This window comes from Streptomyces sp. NPDC053048 (assembly GCF_044547045.1).
Classification (GTDB): domain Bacteria; phylum Actinomycetota; class Actinomycetes; order Streptomycetales; family Streptomycetaceae; genus Streptomyces.
Window position 1 is genome coordinate 68,922 of record NZ_JBITZS010000010.1, and the last position, 18,708, is coordinate 87,629.

General features: G+C 72.1%; 17 protein-coding genes and 2 tRNA genes. 8 read left to right on the plus strand and 11 right to left on the minus strand.

Going from position 1 to position 18,708, the window contains the following annotated elements:
• Positions 1-30: 30 nt before the first annotated feature.
• The 5 genes from ACIG36_RS26110 to ACIG36_RS26130 all read right to left on the minus strand — a co-directional run bounded on the left by ACIG36_RS26110 (position 31) and on the right by ACIG36_RS26130 (position 4,373).
• Positions 31-1,410: an HD-GYP domain-containing protein gene (locus tag ACIG36_RS26110; protein WP_399932509.1), complete on the minus strand. Its 1,380-nt coding sequence runs from the start codon at positions 1,408-1,410 to the stop codon at positions 31-33.
• A 180-nt stretch (positions 1,411-1,590) separates the two neighbouring features.
• Entirely contained in the window at positions 1,591-1,911 is a 321-nt protein-coding gene (gene rsrA / locus ACIG36_RS26115) for a mycothiol system anti-sigma-R factor (RefSeq protein WP_399932512.1), read from the minus strand.
• Positions 1,908-2,594: a sigma-70 family RNA polymerase sigma factor gene (locus ACIG36_RS26120; RefSeq protein WP_399933369.1), complete on the minus strand. Its 687-nt coding sequence runs from the start codon at positions 2,592-2,594 to the stop codon at positions 1,908-1,910. Before ACIG36_RS26120 ends, rsrA begins: the two co-directional genes overlap by 4 nt.
• A 263-nt stretch (positions 2,595-2,857) precedes the next feature.
• Entirely contained in the window at positions 2,858-3,505 is a 648-nt protein-coding gene (locus tag ACIG36_RS26125; protein WP_399932514.1) for an alpha/beta family hydrolase, read from the minus strand.
• Positions 3,506-3,530: 25 nt separating this feature from the next.
• Positions 3,531-4,373: an SOS response-associated peptidase gene (locus tag ACIG36_RS26130; RefSeq protein ID WP_399932516.1), complete on the minus strand. Its 843-nt coding sequence runs from the start codon at positions 4,371-4,373 to the stop codon at positions 3,531-3,533.
• Positions 4,374-4,414: 41 nt separating this feature from the next.
• On the opposite strand from ACIG36_RS26130, the gene ACIG36_RS26135 reads away from it, so the two are divergent.
• From ACIG36_RS26135 to ACIG36_RS26150, 4 genes are all read left to right on the plus strand, one after another.
• Complete coding sequence (locus ACIG36_RS26135) at positions 4,415-5,140, plus strand: M50 family metallopeptidase (protein WP_399932520.1); 726 nt, start codon at positions 4,415-4,417, stop codon at positions 5,138-5,140.
• Positions 5,141-5,190: 50 nt separating this feature from the next.
• Positions 5,191-6,558, plus strand: coding sequence for a 3-phosphoshikimate 1-carboxyvinyltransferase (gene aroA, locus ACIG36_RS26140; protein ID WP_399932522.1), 1,368 nt, complete (start codon positions 5,191-5,193; stop codon positions 6,556-6,558).
• Positions 6,559-6,575: 17 nt separating this feature from the next.
• A complete protein-coding gene (rsgA, locus tag ACIG36_RS26145; RefSeq protein WP_399932525.1) occupies positions 6,576-7,583 on the plus strand; it encodes a ribosome small subunit-dependent GTPase A in 1,008 nt (335 codons plus the stop codon).
• A gap of 88 nt (positions 7,584-7,671) precedes the next feature.
• Positions 7,672-7,995 (plus strand): multidrug efflux SMR transporter, encoded by a 324-nt coding sequence (locus tag ACIG36_RS26150; protein WP_356700044.1) that lies wholly within the window; start codon positions 7,672-7,674, stop codon positions 7,993-7,995.
• Here ACIG36_RS26150 and ACIG36_RS26155 read toward each other — a convergent pair.
• Positions 7,971-8,648: a TetR/AcrR family transcriptional regulator gene (locus ACIG36_RS26155; protein WP_399932529.1), complete on the minus strand. Its 678-nt coding sequence runs from the start codon at positions 8,646-8,648 to the stop codon at positions 7,971-7,973. The genes ACIG36_RS26150 and ACIG36_RS26155 overlap by 25 nt on opposite strands.
• A gap of 136 nt (positions 8,649-8,784) precedes the next feature.
• On the opposite strand from ACIG36_RS26155, the gene hisN reads away from it, so the two are divergent.
• Both hisN and ACIG36_RS26165 read left to right on the plus strand, forming a co-directional pair.
• A complete protein-coding gene (gene hisN / locus ACIG36_RS26160; protein WP_399932532.1) occupies positions 8,785-9,591 on the plus strand; it encodes a histidinol-phosphatase in 807 nt (268 codons plus the stop codon).
• Positions 9,592-9,786: 195 nt separating this feature from the next.
• Positions 9,787-10,206: a cyclic nucleotide-binding/CBS domain-containing protein gene (locus tag ACIG36_RS26165; RefSeq protein WP_399932535.1), complete on the plus strand. Its 420-nt coding sequence runs from the start codon at positions 9,787-9,789 to the stop codon at positions 10,204-10,206.
• Between the two features lie 103 nt (positions 10,207-10,309).
• Here ACIG36_RS26165 and ACIG36_RS26170 read toward each other — a convergent pair whose 3' ends face one another.
• Positions 10,310-11,761, minus strand: a complete 1,452-nt coding sequence (locus ACIG36_RS26170; protein WP_399933371.1) for a catalase — start codon at positions 11,759-11,761, stop codon at positions 10,310-10,312.
• A gap of 198 nt (positions 11,762-11,959) precedes the next feature.
• On the opposite strand from ACIG36_RS26170, the gene ACIG36_RS26175 reads away from it, so the two are divergent.
• Entirely contained in the window at positions 11,960-12,376 is a 417-nt protein-coding gene (locus tag ACIG36_RS26175; protein WP_399932538.1) for a Fur family transcriptional regulator, read from the plus strand.
• Between the two features lie 47 nt (positions 12,377-12,423).
• Here the strand turns inward: ACIG36_RS26175 and ACIG36_RS26180 are convergent.
• The 4 genes from ACIG36_RS26180 to ACIG36_RS26195 all read right to left on the minus strand — a co-directional run bounded on the left by ACIG36_RS26180 (position 12,424) and on the right by ACIG36_RS26195 (position 17,764).
• A tRNA-Met gene (locus tag ACIG36_RS26180) sits at positions 12,424-12,497 on the minus strand.
• 79 nt (positions 12,498-12,576) lie between these two features.
• Positions 12,577-14,511 carry a tetratricopeptide repeat protein gene (locus ACIG36_RS26185; RefSeq protein WP_399932541.1) on the minus strand — a complete coding sequence of 645 codons (1,935 nt, stop codon included), beginning with the start codon at positions 14,509-14,511 and terminating at the stop codon, positions 12,577-12,579.
• Between the two features lie 250 nt (positions 14,512-14,761).
• A tRNA-Met gene (locus ACIG36_RS26190) sits at positions 14,762-14,835 on the minus strand.
• Positions 14,836-14,878: 43 nt separating this feature from the next.
• Positions 14,879-17,764: a UPF0182 family protein gene (locus ACIG36_RS26195; protein WP_399933374.1), complete on the minus strand. Its 2,886-nt coding sequence runs from the start codon at positions 17,762-17,764 to the stop codon at positions 14,879-14,881.
• 202 nt (positions 17,765-17,966) lie between these two features.
• On the opposite strand from ACIG36_RS26195, the gene ACIG36_RS26200 reads away from it, so the two are divergent.
• Entirely contained in the window at positions 17,967-18,551 is a 585-nt protein-coding gene (locus tag ACIG36_RS26200; protein ID WP_399932544.1) for a PPA1309 family protein, read from the plus strand.
• Positions 18,552-18,708: the final 157 nt, after the last annotated feature.

The following is an 18,708-nucleotide window of genomic DNA, read 5'->3' on the forward strand; positions in this document are numbered from 1 at the left end:
ACCCGACGGCACGGCCGCCCGGTGGTGTTCTCATCCGGGACCACCCCGGTCCATGGAGCCGTCCGCCGCGCGCGGACCCGGCGGAGCCGGCGGACCCGGGGGAGCCAGGACGGAACAGTGATCAACAGGGACGTTTCGGCTGACCGGAACAGCATCTTCCGGGCAGTCCGGGGGCCCGGCGGCACGCCACCCGTGGCGGTCGAGGGCGCTGACGAGCGCGGCGACCATGCGGGGGTCGAAGTGCGAGCCGGAGCAGCGGTGGAGCTCGGCCAGGGCGACGGGCACCGGGCGGGCGCGGCTGTAGCTGCGCGTGGAGGTCATGGCGTCGAAGGCGTCGGCGACGGCCACGACCCGGGCGAACTCGGGGATTTGACGTCCTGTCAGTCCGTAGGGATAGCCGCTGCCGTCGAGGCGTTCGTGGTGGTGGAGGATCGCGGTGCGCGCCTCGTCGAGGAAGCCGATGCCGCGCACCATCTCGTGCCCGTACTCGGGGTGCAGCTCGATGACGCGGCGCTCCTCCGGCGTGAGCGGGCCGTCCTTGCGCAGCACCTTGGTGGGGACGGCGAGTTTGCCGACGTCGTGCAGCGTGCCGGCGAACCGCAGTGCCTCCAGCCGGTCGCCGGTGATGCCCAGCTCGCGGGCGATCAGCACCGAGGCCCGGCCCACGCGCTCGCTGTGGCCCCGGGTGTAGCGGTCCTTGAGGTCGACGGCCTGCACCAGGGCGCGCACGGTGGCCTGGTGAGCGGCCCGCTCACGGCGGCAGCGGTCGAGGACCCAGGCGGAGACGGAGACCGGCAGCAGCACCAGCAGCGCCGCCGGGGGGCCGTAGGGGCTGTGCCACAGGAGGGCCATCATCAGCCCGGTGGGCGCGTGGGCCAGCGGCGGTACGAGCGCCCCCGGCAGCGGCCCGCGCCAGGCCGTCCGCGGGGAGCGGCCCTCGGCGGTGACCAGCACCCCGCCGTCGAGCGCGGCGGCGACGAGGACGAGCACGAGCCCCGCCGCGAGGGCCGGCACCAGCGCGTGCGGCAGGTCGGAGGCGTCGGGCACGCGCGGGGCGGCCGGAGACAGCCCGTAGAGCCAGGAGGCCGCACCGGTCGCCAGGGAGAACTGCGCCGCGTGCCACAGCCGCCGCACCCACACCGGCCGTCGCCCCACCCGCCCCACGAGCGCGGCTGCCGCCGCCACCAGCCCGGCGGCCCCCGGCGGCAGCAGCACCGCGGAGGCGATCAGGACCGGCAGGGTCACCGGGGTGCGCGGCAGCCGTTCGCACGCGGCGCACACGGCCGCGAGGAGCGCGACCTGGCCCCAGGGCACCGCGGTACCGCTGCGCACCGCGGGCACCGCGCACAGCGCGGCGGCGAGCACGGCACACGCGATGTACGCGCGCGCCGCCGCCGGAAGTGCCCACATGGCGCGTCCTCCCCGACCCTTGGACATGGCGTCTGGATGGGGAGAATAGGCTCATGGAAGGCCGGAAAACCGCGCTCCGGGTAATCCGCCGTCCGTTCGGGTGACGTTCCCTGGTGCGGTGGTTTGGATCACTGCTATCGCAGGACCGGACGCGCGCGGCGGCCGCTGGGGTCCTGCGGTTCAGTCCTGCTGCGCGGCCTCGGCCGCCCTGGCCTCGGCCACCACGTCCTGATCGGGCACCGCCTGCCCGGCACGGATCAGGTCGATCCGGCCCATGACCTTCGACCGCAGGTCGGACGGTACGTCGTCGTGGCCGCAGCAGCGCTTGACCAGCTTCTTCACCGCCTGCTCCAGCCCGTACTTCTCCAGGCACGGCGAGCACTCGTCGATGTGCACCTCGAACTTGGCGCACTCACCGTCGGGCATCTCGTGGTCGAGGAACTCGTAGAGGTGGTCGAGGACTTCAGAGCAGTCCGTCTCGTGCGGGTCTCCGCAGCTCATGAGTCCGAGCCTTTCCGATTGTGCGACGCGTCGGAACCGTTCGGCGCGGAGGAGGCCCCTGCCGGGACCAGACCGCGCTCGCGGGCGTAGTCCTCCAGCAGTCCGCGCAGCTGCCGACGGCCCCGGTGCAGCCGGGACATCACCGTGCCGATGGGGGTACCCATGATGTCCGCGATCTCCTTGTACGCAAAGCCCTCGACGTCCGCGAGGTAGACCGCGATGCGGAACTCCTCGGGAATGGCCTGGAGGGCCTCCTTGACGTCGGAGTCGGGAAGGTGGTCGAGCGCCTGGGACTCGGCGGAGCGCAGGCCGGTCGACATGTGCGACTCGGCGCGCGCCAACTGCCAGTCCTCGATCTCCTCGGACGCGCTGCGCAGCGGCTCGCGCTGCTTCTTGCGGTACGAGTTGATGAAGGTGTTGGTCAGGATGCGGTACAGCCACGCCTTGAGGTTCGTACCGTCACGGAACTGGTGGAAGGAGGCGTACGCCTTGGCATACGTCTCCTGCACCAGGTCCTCGGCGTCCGCCGCGTTGCGCGTCATGCGCAGGGCGGCCGAGTACATCTGGTCGAGGAAGGTCAGGGCGTCGCGCTCGAACCGCGCGTTGCGCTCCGCCGCGCTCTCGGCGGGCTCCCGCTCGCGGCTGTCGTCGGCCCCCGCATCGATACCGGTGACCGGACCCACCTCCTCCAACACCACGGCGGAACCCGGACCGGACCCGCTCGAATCGGAGAATAGACGACGATCCGGTCCGCTCGCCCCTCCGGCAAGGGCCGACTGGGCCACACCCATGACCGCCCAACCGGAAGCGGCCCTCTGCGGGCGGGACGGGCATGCGATCGAACCCATGCGGGGAGCTCCCATTCCTTCGTCTACACCGGTGCTTACACGAGGACACAACAGCGGCATCCCGTGGATCATTCCCGGCGGGCGAAGGCCGCGCGGGTTCAGTTCCCGATCGTCCTGAGCCAGGTCCTGACCGCGTAGGTGATCACGCCCAGCGCCTCCTCCTGGGTGACGTCCGCCTTCTTCGGCACCGCGAAGCCGTGGTCGCCGTGGGGCACCGCGACCGGTTCGGTGCCGGGCGGGAACTCCTCGGGGCGGCCGAACGGGTCACGGGCGCCCTGCACCACGAGCGTGGGCACCCCGGCGCCGGTCAGCTCCTCGGCACGGGACTTCTCCGGCTTGCCCGGCGGGTGCAGCGGGAAGCTCAGCGCGAGCACGGCGGCGGCGCCCAGCTCCCCGGCCGTGCGGCAGGCGACGCGCGCCCCCGCGCTGCGACCGCCCGCCACCACCGGCAGGCCCGGCTCGGCGAGCGCGGGCCACAGGGCCCGCCAGGCCTCGTCCAGCGCCTTGGGCGCGGGCGCGACCTTCCTGCCCGCGACCCGCCACGGCTGTTCGACCAGGGCGACGGTCACCCCGTCGGTCGGCAGGTCGGCGGCCAGCGCCCCCAGGTCGCGCGCCTCGATGCCGCCACCCGCGCCGTGCCCGAGGGCGAGCACGAGGCGCGCCCGCGGCGCGTGGTGCCAGTGGACGCGGGCGCTCCCTGCGGGGGTGGGCACGTCCTGAACGGTCTGTGCGATGCGTGTGGTCACCCGACCATCCTGCCGCGGGCACCGCTCAGAACAGCGTCGACTCCTCGGGCGCCGCGAGCTCCTCGGTCAGCTCGGGCCCGTTGTTGCGGACGTCGCTGACCGCGGTGGTGACCGGGTACGCCCGCACCAGGCCGGAGGGCGGGGGCGCCAGCAGCGGCAGCAGCTCCTCCGGTTCGGTGCGCGCCGGGTCCAGCCACGCCGACCAGCGGTCGGGCGGCAGGACGAGCGGCATCCTCGGGTGGATCTCGGCGAGCGAGTGCGGACGGGCGGGCTCCCCGCGTTCCACGGGCTCCCCCTCCCCCGCCCCGGCGAAGGGCTCCTTGTCGGCCTCGGTGGTTATCACCGAGCACGTGGCCCACCAGGCCCGCGGATGGTCGGGCGGCAGCGTCGGGTCACGCCAGAACTCGTACACCCCGGCCATCGCCATCACCGAGCCGTCGGCGGGCGTGACGAAGTACGGCTGCTTGCGGGCGCGCTTGCGGCGCCCCTTCTCCTCCAGCTCGCGCTCCTGCGCCCCGGTGACCCACTCGTAGTAGCCGTCCGCCGGGAGCAGGCAGCGCCGCGCCCCGAAGGCCCGCCGGAAGGACGGCTTCTCGTGGACCGTCTCCGCCCGCGCGTTGATCATCCGGGCCGCGCCCTCCGGCGTCTTCGCCCACGAGGGCACCAGCCCCCAGCGCAGGGCACGAAGCTGACGAACCGGACGGGGGTCCGCTGCGTCTTTCACAGGACGCTCGAGCACCGCGTAGACGCTCTTCGTCGGCGCCACGTTCCAGTCCGGAGCCAGCGTCTCCTCCGGTTCCCACTTCTCCACCTCGAAGAGCCCGGCCAGGTCCTCGGGCCGCCGGCTCGCCGCATATCGACCGCACATGAGTGCCACACTGCCACGAAGACGCTAGGAGCGGCTCAGAAATGGACAACAGCACCACCGCCACCGACCTGTGGGACCGCTCCTCGAGCGTCTTCGGCACCCAGTCGCACCCCTCGGTCTGGCTCATAGCCGCCACCGCCCTCGTCGCGCTGGCCGCGGTCACCCCGCACGGCGTGTGGCGGATCACCCGCAACGCCATCACCATCGCCCACGAGGGCGGTCACGCGCTGGTGGCTCTGCTCAGCGGGCGCACCCTGGACGGCATCCGGCTGCACTCCGACACCTCGGGCCTGACCGTCTCCCGGGGCCGGCCGACCGGCATCGGCATGGTCCTGACCGCCGCCGCCGGCTACACGGCGCCCTCGTTGCTGGGCCTGGCCGGGGCCTGGCTGCTGGCCGCCGGGCACGTCACCGTCCTGCTGTGGGGCGCGGCGGCGCTGCTGGCCGCGATGCTGGTGATGATCCGCAACGCCTACGGGGCGCTGACCGTGGTGGTCGCGGGCGCGGCGTTCGTGCTGGTGTCCTGGCTGGGCGGCCCCGGGGTCCAGGCGGCGTTCGCCTACGGCGTGGTGTGGTTCCTGCTGCTGGGCGGCGTACGGCCGCCCTTCGAGCTGCAGGGCAAGCGCCGGCGCGGTGGCGCCGCGGACTCCGACGCGGACCAGCTGGCGCGGCTGACCAACGTCCCGGCGGTGGTGTGGCTGGGGCTGTTCCACGTGGTCACGCTGTGCTCGCTGACCGGCGGCGGGCGCTGGCTGCTCGGGCTGTGACCGCCTGCGCCCGGACCGAACCATGGGCAGAACCTCAGTAAGGTAAGGGCATGACCGAGAGCCCCGCGCACCCCGACCTCTGGCCCGCCCCGCTCGCTACCGGAGCGGTCGACGCGACCGTCACCGTGCCCGGGTCGAAGTCGGTCACCAACCGAGCCCTGGTCCTGGCCGCCCTGGCCGCCGAGCCCGGCTGGGTGCGCCGCCCGCTGCGCTCGCGCGACACCGTGCTGATGGCGGAGGCGCTGCGCGCCATGGGCGTGGGCATCGAGGAGACGGTCTCGTCCAGCTCCGTCGCGGGGGGCCCGGAGACCACCGGCGAGGCCTGGCGGGTGATCCCCGCCCGGCTGCACGGCCCGGCCACCGTCGACGTCGGCAACGCCGGCACCGTCATGCGCTTCCTGCCGCCCGTCGCGGCCCTGGCCGACGGCCCGGTCCGCTTCGACGGCGACCCGCGCAGCTACGAGCGCCCCCTGCACGGCGTGATCGACGCGCTGCGCGCCCTGGGCGCCCGCATCGACGACAACGACCGCGGCGCGCTGCCGCTGACCGTGCACGGCGCCGGGGCGCTGGACGGCGGCCCGGTGGAGATCGACGCCTCCTCGTCCTCCCAGTTCGTCAGCGCCCTGCTGCTCTCCGGCCCGCGCTTCAACCAGGGCGTCGAGGTCCGGCAGACCGGCCCCGTCCTGCCGTCGATGCCGCACATCCGCATGACCGTGGACATGCTGCGCTCGGCCGGCGCCCAGGTCGACACCCCCGAGTCCGGCGGCGAGCCGAACGTCTGGCGGGTCTCCCCCAGCGCCCTGCTGGGCCGCGACCTGGTCGTGGAGCCCGATCTGTCCAACGCCGCGCCCTTCCTTGCGGCCGCCCTGGTCACCGGCGGCCGGGTCACCATCCCGGACTGGCCCGAGCGCACCACCCAGCCGGGCGACGCGCTGCGCGAGATCTTCACCGCCATGGGCGGCTCCTGCGAGCTCACCGAGGCGGGCCTGACCTTCACCGGCACCGGCCGGATCACCGGTATCGACGCCGACCTGCACGAGGTCGGCGAGCTCACCCCCGTCATCGCGGCGGTGGCGGCGCTGGCCGACTCCGAGTCCGTCCTGCGCGGCATCGCGCACCTGCGGCTGCACGAGACCGACCGGCTGGCCGCCCTGGCCAAGGAGATCAACGAGCTCGGCGGCGACGTCACCGAGACCGAGGACGGCCTGCGCATCCGCCCGCGCAAGCTGCACGGCGGTGTCTTCCACACCTACGACGACCACCGGCTGGCCACCGCCGCCGCCGTCATCGGCCTGGCCGTCGACGGTGTGCAGGTGGAGAACGTGGCGACCACCGCCAAGACCCTTCCCGACTTCCCGGAGCTGTGGACCGGGATGCTCGGTCCCGTCGCGGGGGCGACGACGGTGCCGAGAATCTGAGAGACCCTGGAAGCACCATGCGCCGCTACGGCAAGCACACCGACGAGGACGACGTCCGCGTCCGCCCCAACCGCAAGGGCAACCGCCCCCGCACCAGCATCCGGCCCAAGCACGAGGACGCCTCCGAGGGCTTCGTGCTGACCGTCGACCGCGGCCGGCTGACCGTCCTGGTCGACGACCGGACGGTCACCGCCATGAAGGCCCGCGAGCTGGGCCGCAAGAGCGCCGTGGTCGGCGACCGGGTCGCGGTCGTCGGCGACCTCAGCGGCGCCAAGGACACCCTCGCCCGGATCGTCCGCGTCGAGGAGCGCAAGTCCGTGCTGCGGCGCACCGCCGACGACGACGATCCCTACGAGCGCGTGGTCGTCGCCAACGCCGACCAGCTGGCGATCGTCACCGCCCTCGCCGACCCCGAGCCGCGCCCCCGGCTGATCGACCGCTGCCTGGTCGCCGCCTACGACGCGGGCCTCGAGCCGCTGCTGGTGCTGACCAAGTCCGACCTCGCGCCGGCGGAGAAGCTGATGACGTCGTACGGGGCTCTGGGCGTGCCGTACGTGGTGACCAGTCGTGAGGAACTGGCCGACGGCGAGGCCGCCGACCGGGTGCGCGAGCGGCTGGCGGGGCGGATCACCGCGTTCGTCGGACACTCCGGCGTCGGCAAGACCACGCTCGTCAACGCCCTCGTGCCCGACCGGCAGCGGGCCACCGGCCACGTCAACGCGGTCACCGGCCGCGGCCGCCACACCACCACCTCCGCGCTGGCCCTGCCGCTGCCGGACGGTTCCGGCTGGGTCATCGACACCCCGGGCGTACGGTCGTTCGGGCTGCACCACGTGGATCCCTCGCGGGTCATCCACGCGTTCCCCGACCTGGAGCCCGGCACCGAGGGCTGCCCGCGCGCGTGCAGCCACGACGAGCAGGACTGCGCCCTGGACCAGTGGGTCGAGGACGGCCACGCCGATCCGCAGCGGCTCTACTCGCTGCGCCGGCTGCTCGCGACAAGGGAGCGGCGCGAAGGCGACTGATCGCCTACGTTTGCGAGTGACCGCCAATGGCAAGTGCATCAGGAGCACCGGGGCCGGCGGGGCGGTCCGTGAAACGGGAGGCAATCTGATGGCGTGGCTGCTGGTCGTGGTCGCCGGACTGCTGGAAACGGGCTTCGCCGTCTGTCTCAAGCTCTCCCACGGTTTCACCAGGCTGTGGCCCACGATCGCCTTCGCGTGCTTCGCGCTGGGCAGCTTCGGTCTGCTGACGCTGGCTCTGCGGAAGCTGGACGTGGGCCCGGCCTATGCCGTGTGGACGGGCATCGGCGCCGCCGGGACCGCGATCTACGGCATGGTCTTCCTGGGGGACCTGGTCTCCACGCTCAAGATCGTGTCGATCACGCTGGTGATCGTGGGGGTGATCGGGCTTCAGCTGTCGGGCTCTGCCCACTGATCCACGGCCGCCGCGCCCAGGAGGGCCCTCACCAGCCGGGCGACCTCCTCCGCCGCCTCCTCGTCGGAGGCGGCCGGGGCGACGACGTAGGACATCGTCAGCCGCACCGCCGCCTCGCAGGCCCGTCGCATCGCGTCCGGGGCCGGCTGCGGCGGCGCGTGCTGCCGGCCGGGGCCGCCGAGCGCGCCGACGGCCTCGAGGGCGCTGTCGCGGATCCGTTCGGCCAGCGCCGCCGGCGAGGCCGTGCCGCGGGCCGGGCGCAGGCCCTGCGGGGTGCGGGGCGCCGGTACGGGCGGCGCGGCCGCCGGTGGCAGCCGGTCGCCGCGGCAGCCGGTGAGCGCGGCCCGCACGAAGGGGTTGGCCCGTGCGGTGCGCAGCGTCCAGAAGGCGACGGCGGCGCAGCAGTCCCCGGCGTCGGCGCCCGGACGGCCGGCGGTGTCGGCGAGGGAACGTTCCACCCCGGCCAGGAAGGCGTCCGACTCGCGGCGCACCAGGGCGCGGGCGAGTCCGTCCTTGCTGCCGAATTCGTTGTAGAGCGTCTGCCGGGAGACCCCGGCCGCGGCGGCGACGTCGACCATCCGGACCCCGTGCCAGGGCCTGGCGCCGAGCGCAGTGAACGCCGCGTCCAGCAAGAGTTCTCGTGCCGCGGGCATCGTCGCCTCCCCGGCCGTACGGCCGCACGACGGTTGGGGCCAGGGCACAGGATTGACGGGCCGACAGACGGTGTCAAGAGTCCCGGCAGGTCGCGCCGCGCGTGACCTGGCCTTGGCCAGGGGTAATGTGCGGAGCATGTCGGACTACCACGATGATCTGCGCCTGGCCCACGTCCTGGCGGACGCCGCCGACGCGGCCACCATGGACCGGTTCAAGGCTCTCGACCTGAAGGTCGAGACCAAGCCGGACATGACTCCGGTGAGCGAGGCGGACAAGGCCGCCGAGGAGCTGATCCGGGGTCATCTCCAGCGCGCCCGGCCGCGCGACGCCGTGCTGGGCGAGGAGTTCGGCAGCCAGGGCATGGGGCCGCGCCAGTGGGTCATCGACCCGATCGACGGCACCAAGAACTATGTGCGCGGCGTGCCGGTGTGGGCGACGCTGATCTCTCTGATGGTGCAGGGGGAACACCAGGGTCAGATGGGCTTCCACCCCGTGGTCGGGGTGGTGTCGGCGCCGGCGCTGGGCCGCAGGTGGTGGGCGGCGAAGGACTCGGGCGCCTACACCGGGCGCAGCCTGCTCTCGGCCACGCGGCTGCGGACGTCGCGGGTGGGGCGGATCGAGGACGCGTCGTTCGCGTACTCGTCGCTGTCCGGCTGGGAGGAGCGCGGGATGCTGCCGGGCTTCCTGGACCTGACGCGCGACTGCTGGCGCACCCGCGGCTACGGCGACTTCTGGCCGTACATGATGGTCGCGGAGGGCTCGGTGGACATCTGCGCCGAGCCGGAGCTGTCGCTGTGGGACATGGCGGCGAACGTCGTCATCGTGGAGGAGGCCGGTGGCCGGTTCACGGGACTGGACGGGCGTCCCGGCCCGCACAGTGGCAACGCCGCCGCCTCGAACGGGCTGCTGCACGACGAACTGCTCGGCTATCTGCGGCCGTAACGGTCTTAAACCAGCAAGGCAGTCGTAAAAATTCGGCAAAATCCCATGCCTCGTGGACCTTGTCGACCCCTGCGACAGCGTGTCACTCTGGCAACCCCGACCCTTGTGAACTTGTGAACCCTGTCCGGAAATACATGGTTCACGGTCACGGCGGACGGGGCCGACGCGCAGTCCACGAAGGAGGTGGCGCAAGCCATGCTCGTCCGCGACGCCATGAGCACGGTGGTCCTCACCATCGGCCCGGCACACACCCTCCGGCAGGCGGCCCGGCTGATGTCGGCGCGCAGCATCGGCGCGGCGGTCGTCCTCGACCCCGACACCAGCGGGCTCGGGATACTGACCGAGCGCGACATACTCAACGCGGTCGGGGCGGGCCAGGATCCCGACCGCGAGACGGCGCACGGGCACACCACCACCGACGTGGTGTTCGCGGCCCCCGAGTGGACCCTGGAGGAAGCCGCCGCCGCGATGTCGCGCGGCGAGTTCCGGCACCTGATCGTCCTGGACGGGCACGAGGCCGTCGGCGTGGTGTCGGTGCGCGACATCATCCGCTGCTGGCTGCCGGGACGGGAGCGCCGGCGCGACCGGGAACACGCCGACGCGCTGACCGCGTAGGGCGCGGGGCGGGAGCCGGAGCACGGCGCGGGAAAGGCCGGAGAGGCCGGAGCCCATTGGCGTCCGGCCTCTCCGGTTCGTACGGCAAGCGTCCAGTGGCTTCTCAGCCGCGCAGGGCCTGGACCGCGGCGTCGAGCCGCTTGCCGTAGTCGGGGTCCGCCTGGCGGAAGTTGCTGACCGCCCGCTCGACGATGTCGTCGCGCGAGACCTTGGCGATGAAGCCGGCCAGGTTGGCGATCAGGCGCTCCTTCTCCCCCTCCGACATCAGCCGGTAGAGGTTGCCCGCCTGGACGAAGTCGTTGTCCTCGGCGTGCGAAGGCGCGGCGGTCTCACCGGTGGCGCCGGTGACGGAGATCGGCTGCCACAGCGGCCGGCCGGTCTGGACCGGGCCGCCGAAGCTGTTGGGCTCGTAGTTCTTCGACCGGCCGTGGCGGCCGTCGTAGGCGTAGCCGTCGCGGTTGTTCGTCCGCGCCTCGGTGGCGTGCGGGCGGTTGACCGGCAGGTGGTCGGCGTTGATGCCGACCCGGTAGCGGTGGGCGTCGCCGTAGGCGAAGAGGCGGCCCTGCAGCATCTTGTCGGGCGAGGGACCGATGCCCGGCACGAAGTGCGCCGGCGAGAAGATCGACTGCTCGACCTCGGCGAAGACGTTCTCGGGGTTGCGGTTGAGCTCCAGCTTGCCGATCTCGATCGGCGGGTAGTCCTCGTGCGGCCACACCTTGGTGAGGTCGAAGGGGTTGAAGCGGTAGTTCGCCGCCTCGTCCGCCGGCATGATCTGCACCTGCACGGTCCAGGTCGGGAAGTCGCCGCGCTCGATGGACTCGCGCAGGTCGCGCTGGTGGCTGTCGGGGTCCTCGCCGGCGATCCGGTTGGCGTCCTCCTGGGCGAGGTTCTCGATCCCCTGGTCGGTCTTGAAGTGGTACTTGACCCAGAAGACCTCGCCGGCCTCGTTGTTCCACTGGTACGTGTGCGAGCCGTACCCGTTCATGTGGCGGTACGAGGCGGGGATGCCGCGGTCACCGAAGAGCCAGGTCACCTGGTGGGTGGACTCGGGCGACAGGCCCCAGAAGTCCCAGACGTTGTCCGCCTCCTGCGAGCCGGTGTACGGGTCGCGCTTCTGGGTGTGGATGAAGTCGGGGAACTTGATGGCGTCCTTGATGAAGAACACCGGGGTGTTGTTGCCGACGAGGTCGTAGTTGCCCTCTTCGGTGTAGAACTTCAGCGCGAAGCCGCGGGGGTCGCGCACCGCGTCGGCGGAGCCGAGGTTTCCGGCGACCGTGGAGAAGCGCAGGAAGGTCTCGGTCTGCTTGCCGACCTCGGAGAGGAACGCGGCCCGGGTCCAGCGGGTGACGTCGGCGGTCACGGTGAAGGTGCCGTAGGCGCCCGCGCCGCGGGCGTGCACCACGCGCTCCGGGATGCGCTCGCGGTTGAAGTGCGCGAGCTTCTCGAGCAGCAGCTGGTCCTGCACCAGGACGGGGCCACCGAGGCCGGCCGTCTCGCTGTTCTGGTTGTCCGCGACCGGAGCTCCCGACTCCGTGGTCAGCGGGCCCGTCGTCATTGCCGCCTCGCCGTTCGCCGTGGTCACGTACGCCTCCGTCGTCAGATGGTCTGTCCGGTTCACTGCCGTGGCCCTGAACCGAGATCGATCCTACATTGGACTTGGTCTAAGTCAAGATGAGAACAACAGAAATACTGATTCCATGGATGGACGAGACCCGCTGCTACGCTGGTCCTATCTGACTGATAGGTGAATGGCATGAGTGACCTGCTGGAACGGCTCCGCGGCCGCGGCTGGCGGCTGACCGCGCAGCGGCGCGTCGTCGCCGAAGTGCTCGACGGGGACCACGTGCACTACACGGCCGACGAAGTCCACGCCAAGGCGGCCGATCTGCTGCCGGAGATCTCCCGCGCGACGGTGTACAACACGCTGGGCGAGCTGGTCTCGCTGGGCGAGGTCCTCGAGGTGAGCACGGACGGCCGCGCCAAGCGCTACGACCCCAACGCCCACCACGCCCACCAGCACCTGGTGTGTTCCCGGTGCGGCACGATCCGAGACGTCCACCCCTCGGGGGACCTGCTGGCCGACCTCCCGGCCGACGAGCGCTTCGGCTTCCAGGTCTCGGCGGTCGAGGTGACCTACCGCGGCATCTGTCCCGACTGCGTCACGGCATGACACGACGAAGGCCCGGATCCTCGAGGATCCGGGCCTTCGTCATCAAGTAGCGGGGACAGGATTTGAACCTGCGACCTCTGGGTTATGAGCCCAGCGAGCTACCGAGCTGCTCCACCCCGCGTCGGTGATTCCACCTTAACCTGCCCGTGACCACGCGGGCAAACCCTTTGCCCGCGCGATGACGTTCCGTGCGGCGTCCGCTACGCGGTGAGCTCCTGCTGCAGCGCGTCCCGCAGCCGCGCCGCGCGCTCGGCGACCTCGGCCGGGCCCAGCTGGACCGCCTGGGCGCACCACAGACGGCCCTCGGCCAGGTCGCCGCGGCGCGCGGCGAGCAGCGCCAGGCGCAGCGCGGCGCGGCCGTGCCCGGCCTCGGCGGCCTGGGCCCACCACATCGCCGCCTCCTGCTCGCTGCCCTCGCGGGCGAGCAGCAGCCCGAGGTTGAAGGCGCCGTTGCGGCTGCCGGCCTCGGCCGCCGCCCGGTACCAGTGGGCGGCCGCCACCACGTCGCCGCGCTCGGCGACCAGCATGCCCAGGCGCACCTGGGCCCGGCGGTGGCCCTGCCGGGCGGCCCGCTCGTACCACTCCTCGCAGTCGAAGCGGCTCTCGTCGCGGTCGAGCAGCGCGCCGAGCCGGAAGGCCGCCTCGGCGCTGCCGCCGCGCACGGCGACGCGCAGGTGGCGTTCGGCCGCCTCGGCGTCCTCCGCGTCCCCCTCGCGCAGCAGGGCGATGGCGACCTGCAGGGCGGCGTCGGTGTGCCCGGCGGCGGCGGCCCGCTCGTACCACTGCAGGGCCAGCTGCTCCTCGTCGCGGCCGGCGTAGAGGATGCCCAGGTTGAAGGCGGCGTCGACGCTGCCGGCTTCGGCGGCCTTGGAGAACCACGGCTCGGCGCCGGCGGAGTCGCCGTGCTGGAGCAGCAGCACGGCCAGCGCGTTGGCGGCCTCCTTGTGCCCGGCGTAGGCGGCGCGGCGGTACCACTGCTCGGCCTGGGCGGTGCGGCCCTGTTCGGCGCAGAGCAGGCCGAGGTTGTAGGCGCCGTTGATGTCACCGGCGTCCAGGGCCGTGCGGTACCAGCGCTCGGCCTGCTGGGACTCGCCGCGGTCGGCGTGCAGGGCGCCCAGCGCGTTGGCGGCGTTGCCGTCGCCCTCCTGGGCGGCGCGGCGCCACCAGACGGCGGCGCTGTCGGTGTCCCCGGCGTCGCGCAGCAGGAAGCCGAGGGCGCAGGCCGCGCGCGGCTCGCCGTCCTTGGCCGAGGTCAGGTACCAGCGCGCGGCCTCCTGGGTCTCGCCACGGGCCTCCAGCAGGGTGCCCAGGTGGAGGGCGGCGCGGCGGTGGCCGCGGGCGGCGGCCTGGCGGTACCACTGCTCGGCCTCGCCGGCCGGGCCGTCCTGGCGGCGGCCGTTGGCGGCGGCCGCCCGCAGCTCGCGCACCGAGGTGTCGGGGCCGCCGGGCCGGGCGGCGAGGGACGGGCCGAGGCCCTCGCCGAGGCCGTCGGACAGGCCCGACGCCTTGGGCGCCCGGCCGTCGAGTATCCGCGCCAGGCGGTACGCGGCCTCGCGGTGCCCGCGCTCGGCGGCGGAGCGGAACCAGCGCTCGGCGCCCACGTCGCTGCGGTGCTCCAGCAGGTCGGCCAGGGCGTAGGCGCCCAGGGCGTGCCCGGACTCGGCGGACTGGCGCAGCCAGTACTCGGCGGCGGGCTCGTCGCCGCGCTCGCGGTGGTAGCGGCCGAGGGCGTGCGCGGCGGGGGCGGAGCCGGCCACGGCGGCGACCCGCCACCAGCCGGCGGCCTCGTCGGGGTAGCCGCGCTGGTGCAGCAGCACGCCGAGGTTGTTGGCCGCGGAGCGGTCGCCCTCGGCGGTGGCGGCGCGCAGGTGGCGCTCGGCGCCGTCGAGGTCGCCGCGGCGCAGCAGCAGGGCGCCGAGCATGCTCAGGGATGCGGGGTCACCGGACTCGGCGGCACGGCGGCGGGCTGTCTCGAGCTCCAGGTCGGCCGCGTCGGTGGCACAGTCGGCGTCCGGGGAGCCCTCCCCCGGGCCGTACGACGACGGGTCCTGGTCGTCCTGATCGCTCCCGTCTCCGGGAGCTCCTACAAGCCGACGTGTTTCCAACAGCCTCGCCTTGTCCCCCATAAGTCCCATCGTCGCACTCCCGCAACCTGCGTACACCTGGAATACCGCAGCCAGTGAGGTCACTTCAGCGTTTTGTCGACTTCCCGACTTCCCGACACGGCGGTGCTCCAAACTCTAATCAAAGCCCCCGCACACAACCCGCACAGACCACGCGCGCCGGGCGCCGGACGCGTGTTCTGCGGCCGCCCGAGCGGGACTTGGCGGCTCCCGGGCACACGACAAGGCCCGGAGTCCGAGAACTCCGGGCCTTGTCTTTGAGTAGCGGGGACAGGATTTGAACCTGCGACCTCTGGGTTATGAGCCCAGCGAGCTACCGAGCTGCTCCACCCCGCGCCGTTGTGGAACAACCGTACCACGGCGCGGGGCGGGCCCCCGGCTAGCTGCCCGGCTTCGAGCCCTCGCCGCCGGCCTTGGCCTCGGCCTTGGCCACCCGGTCCAGGGCCTCCTTGAGCTCCTTCTGGGCCTTGCCGTAGGCGGCCCAGTCCTTGTTGTCGAGCGCCTTCTGGCTCGCCTCGTAGGCGTTCAGGGCGTCCTTGACGGCCTGCTTGACCGTCGCGTCCTGGACGGGCGGCTTGGTGGGCTCACCGCTCGGCGGCGGCGGGGTGGGCGCGTCCGCGCCCTTCTCGCCGAAGATCTCGTCCAGGGCCTCGTCGAGGGTGTCCCTGAAGGCGATCTTCTCGCCGTAGTTGACCAGGACCTTCTTCAGCAGCGGGTAGTTCGAGCCCGTACCGCGCATGTAGACCGGCTCGACGTACAGCAGCCCGCCCTCCAGCGGCACGGTCAGCAGATTGCCGTACTCGACCTTGGAATCGCCCCGCTTCCAGATATTGATCTGGTCGGCGACGCGGGTGTCCCCGTTGAACTTGCTCTGCGCCTGCTCGGGGCCCCAGACCGTGGTCTCGGAGGGCAGTTTCAGAATTCTGATGCTGCCGTATCCGGAGCTCTTCGCGTCGGCGTCGACGGCCATGAAGGCACCGAGGTTGGGCCGGTTCTTGGGCGTGAAGGTGGTGGTCAGCGAGAAGGTCTGCTTCTGCTGGTCCGGCATCTTCATGCTCAGGTAGTACGGCGGAACCGCGTTGCCCTCTTCGTTGGTCGGGTCGTCCGGCACCTGCCAGCGCTCACTGCCGGTGTAGAACGTGCCCGGGTCGGTGACGTGGTAGCGGGTGAGCAGCTCGCGCTGGACCTTGAACAGGTCCTGCGGGTAGCGCAGATGATCCATCAGCGCGGGGCTGATGCTGCTCTTCGCCTTCACCGTGCCGGGGAAGGCCTTCATCCAGGTCTTGAGCACCGGGTCCTTGGCGTCCCACTGGTACAGCTTGACCGTGCCGTCGAAGGCGTCGACCGTCGCCTTGACCGAGTTGCGGATGTAGTTGACCTGGTTCTGCTGGGCCACGACCGCGCGCTGACCGGTGGTGAGCGAGTCGGCGGTGGTGTCGCCCAGCGTGGTCCGGGAGGCGTACGGGTAGCCGTTGCTCGTGGTGTAGGCGTCCACGATCCACTGGATGCGCCCGTCGACCACGGCCGGGTAGGCGTCGCCGTCGATGGTCAGCCACGGGGCGACCGATTCGACGCGCTCCTTCGGGGTGCGGTTGTACAGAATTCGCGAGCCCTTGCCGATGGCGCCCGAATACAGGATCTGCGGCTCGCCGAAGGCCACCGCGTAGGCGGCGCGGTTGACCGGGTTGGAGAGGTTGACGCCGCTCTTCCCCTTGTAGCTGTAGCTCGTCTCACCCTGGTCGCTGGGGTGGTCGAGCTCCTTCTGCGGACCGCCCACGATCGAATACTGGGTGGTCTTCTCGCCGTAGTACACGCGCTGTTCGTACGTGCCGAGCATGCCCTCGGTGGGGAGCTTCTTCTCGGTGAAGTCCGGGGCGCCGGCCTTGTCGGTGGAGGTGCCCTTCGCCGTAATGGCGCCGTATCCGTGGGTGTACTTGAAGTGGTCGTTGATCCAATTGCGCTCGGGAATGCCCTTGAGGTTCAGCTCGCGCAGACCGATGACCGTGTCCTGCTCCTTGCCGTCCACCTTGTAGCGGTCGACGTCCAGGGTCGAGGGGAACTGGTAGTACCCGCGGACCTGCTGTTCCTGCTGGAAGGCCGGGGAGACCACATTCGGGTCGAGCAGGCGCAGGCTGGCGGTGGAGGCGGCGTCGGCGCGCAGCTTCTCCTTGTCCTTGCCCTTGATGTCGCTGGCGCCCGCGTAGTCCTTCACCTTCGAGCCGTCGATGCCGTAGGCCTCGCGCGTCGCGGTGATGTTCTTCTTGATGTACGGCGCTTCCTTGGCCTGCTCATTGGGCTGGACCTGGAACTTCTGCACGATCGCCGGGTAGAGCCCGCCGATCAGCACCGCCGAGAGCACCATCAGGCCGAAGCCGATCACCGGCAGCTGCCAGGTGCGCCGCCACAGCGTCGCGAAGAACAGCACGGCGCAGATCAGCGCGATGATGAAGAGGATCGTCTTGGCCGGCAGATAGGCGTTGGCGTCCACGTAGCGCAGGCCCGTCCAGCCGTCGGCCGATTTCAGCCCGCTGGACTTCACCGCCAGCCCGTAGCGGTCCAGCCAGTAGGCCACGGCCTTGAGGGTGACGAAGATGCCCAGGAGGACCGACAGGTGGCCGGTGGCGGCCTTGGTGGCCCGCCCGCCGGGGCTGGTCAGCCGCAGCCCGCCGTAGAGGTAGTGCACCAGCGCGGCGGCGATCAGCGACAGGACCGCCGCGGCGAAGCCGAAGCTCAGCAGGAAGCGGTACCAGGGCAGGTCGAAGGTGTAGAACGAGATGTCCTTGTGGAACTGCGCGTCCTTCTGGCCGAAGGGGACCGCGTTGACCCACTGCAGCCAGGTGCGCCACTGCCCGGCCGCCGAGGCGCCCGCCACCAGGCCGACCAGCGCGGTGACCGCCAGCAGCACCCACTTCTTGTAGGGGGCGACGCTCATCCGGTAGCGGTCGAGGCTCTGCTGCTCCATCGACATCGCGCTCAGCGGCGGCCGCAGCTTGTGGGCCAGCCAGATGTTGACCCCCACCGCCACGGCCATCAGCAGGCCGAAGACGGCGAACAGGCCGATCTTGGTGCCGAGGGTGGTGGTGAAGACCGAGGAGTAGTCCACCGAGCGGTACCAGAGCCAGTCCGTCCAGAACCCGGCGAACATGACGAAGAGCATGGCCAGCACTGCCAGCACGCCCAAGGTCATCAGCAGGGTCCGGACGCGCCGGGACGGTCGGCCGACTCTGATCCGTGGCCCGGACGGGCCTCCGCCGCGGTCCGGCATCTGGAAAGCCAAGGTGCGCACCTCGAAGTTTCGCTGTCGATGGAGCTCTGGGTGGAGCTGCTGGTGGGGCTGATGATGGAGCTGTTCCGTGCGGTGTTCCGCACGTGGAGCCGGGCCCGGTGATGGCCGGACCCACTGTGGCAACTTACCGAGGCTTTACTCGGTTCCCGATTTCGGGCTCTCTCAGGGCACGATATTGACCATGTCCAGCAATACCGGTTCGAACCTTCCCGGCTCGCACGAGCCCAGCACCCCCATGGCCGCCAGCCCGCTGACCCGCGCCGTGCTCGAGATCGACGAGTACGCCTCCGGGCTGGGCTGGGACCAGCCCGCCCGGCTCTTCGCCCTGGTCGACACGGCCAAGCTCCGCACCCAGGAGCCCGGCCTGGCCGCCCAGCTCGGCCTCGACGAGGCGCCGGCCACGTCGTCGTCCTTCACCCCGATCGAACAGGAGGAGCTGCCGCCCGGCACCGCTCTCGACAAGTTCCTCGGCACCATCGCCTGGCCGGAGGCCGTGGCGGGGTGCGCCCTGACGGTGGAGCGCCTGATGCTCCCGCCGTCCGCCGAGGGGTCCGTGCCCCACGGCATGAACGACAAGCAGCTCGCCGCGTGGGTCGCCAAGCACCCGGACCGCCAGGAGGTCCGGATGACGGTGGCCGTGCTGCGCGACGGCGCCCGCGAGTCGGCCGTCCGGCTGCGCGAGAAGGACTCGCCGACCGAGGTCCTCACCGGCGCCGACCTGGTGCCGGGCCTGGCCGACGCCCTCGCGGCGACGTTCGAGGACTGACCGCACTCGACCGCCGGGTGGGCGGCCCGGGGGGGGGGGGGGGCCCCCCCCCCCCCCCCCCCCCCCCCCCCCCCCCCCCCCCGGCCCCCCCCCCCGGGCGGCCGCCCCCCCCCCCCCCCCCCGCGGCGGCCCCGCCGGGGCCGCCGCCCGGCCGTGA

What these genes read in the sequence shown, in the direction of transcription:
- ACIG36_RS26110 (WP_399932509.1), bottom strand. Translation starts at nt 1,410, where the DNA reads ATGTGGGCACTTCCGGCGGCGGCGCGCGCGTACATCGCGTGTGCCGTG.
- rsrA (WP_399932512.1), bottom strand. Translation starts at nt 1,911, where the DNA reads ATGAGCTGCGGAGACCCGCACGAGACGGACTGCTCTGAAGTCCTCGAC.
- ACIG36_RS26130 (WP_399932516.1), bottom strand. Translation starts at nt 4,373, where the DNA reads ATGTGCGGTCGATATGCGGCGAGCCGGCGGCCCGAGGACCTGGCCGGG.
- ACIG36_RS26135 (WP_399932520.1), top strand. Translation starts at nt 4,415, where the DNA reads ATGGACAACAGCACCACCGCCACCGACCTGTGGGACCGCTCCTCGAGC.
- aroA (WP_399932522.1), top strand. Translation starts at nt 5,191, where the DNA reads ATGACCGAGAGCCCCGCGCACCCCGACCTCTGGCCCGCCCCGCTCGCT.
- rsgA (WP_399932525.1), top strand. Translation starts at nt 6,576, where the DNA reads ATGCGCCGCTACGGCAAGCACACCGACGAGGACGACGTCCGCGTCCGC.
- ACIG36_RS26150 (WP_356700044.1), top strand. Translation starts at nt 7,672, where the DNA reads ATGGCGTGGCTGCTGGTCGTGGTCGCCGGACTGCTGGAAACGGGCTTC.
- ACIG36_RS26155 (WP_399932529.1), bottom strand. Translation starts at nt 8,648, where the DNA reads ATGCCCGCGGCACGAGAACTCTTGCTGGACGCGGCGTTCACTGCGCTC.
- hisN (WP_399932532.1), top strand. Translation starts at nt 8,785, where the DNA reads ATGTCGGACTACCACGATGATCTGCGCCTGGCCCACGTCCTGGCGGAC.
- ACIG36_RS26165 (WP_399932535.1), top strand. Translation starts at nt 9,787, where the DNA reads ATGCTCGTCCGCGACGCCATGAGCACGGTGGTCCTCACCATCGGCCCG.
- ACIG36_RS26170 (WP_399933371.1), bottom strand. Translation starts at nt 11,761, where the DNA reads ATGACGACGGGCCCGCTGACCACGGAGTCGGGAGCTCCGGTCGCGGAC.
- ACIG36_RS26175 (WP_399932538.1), top strand. Translation starts at nt 11,960, where the DNA reads ATGAGTGACCTGCTGGAACGGCTCCGCGGCCGCGGCTGGCGGCTGACC.
- ACIG36_RS26185 (WP_399932541.1), bottom strand. Translation starts at nt 14,511, where the DNA reads ATGGGACTTATGGGGGACAAGGCGAGGCTGTTGGAAACACGTCGGCTT.
- ACIG36_RS26195 (WP_399933374.1), bottom strand. Translation starts at nt 17,764, where the DNA reads ATGCCGGACCGCGGCGGAGGCCCGTCCGGGCCACGGATCAGAGTCGGC.
- ACIG36_RS26200 (WP_399932544.1), top strand. Translation starts at nt 17,967, where the DNA reads ATGTCCAGCAATACCGGTTCGAACCTTCCCGGCTCGCACGAGCCCAGC.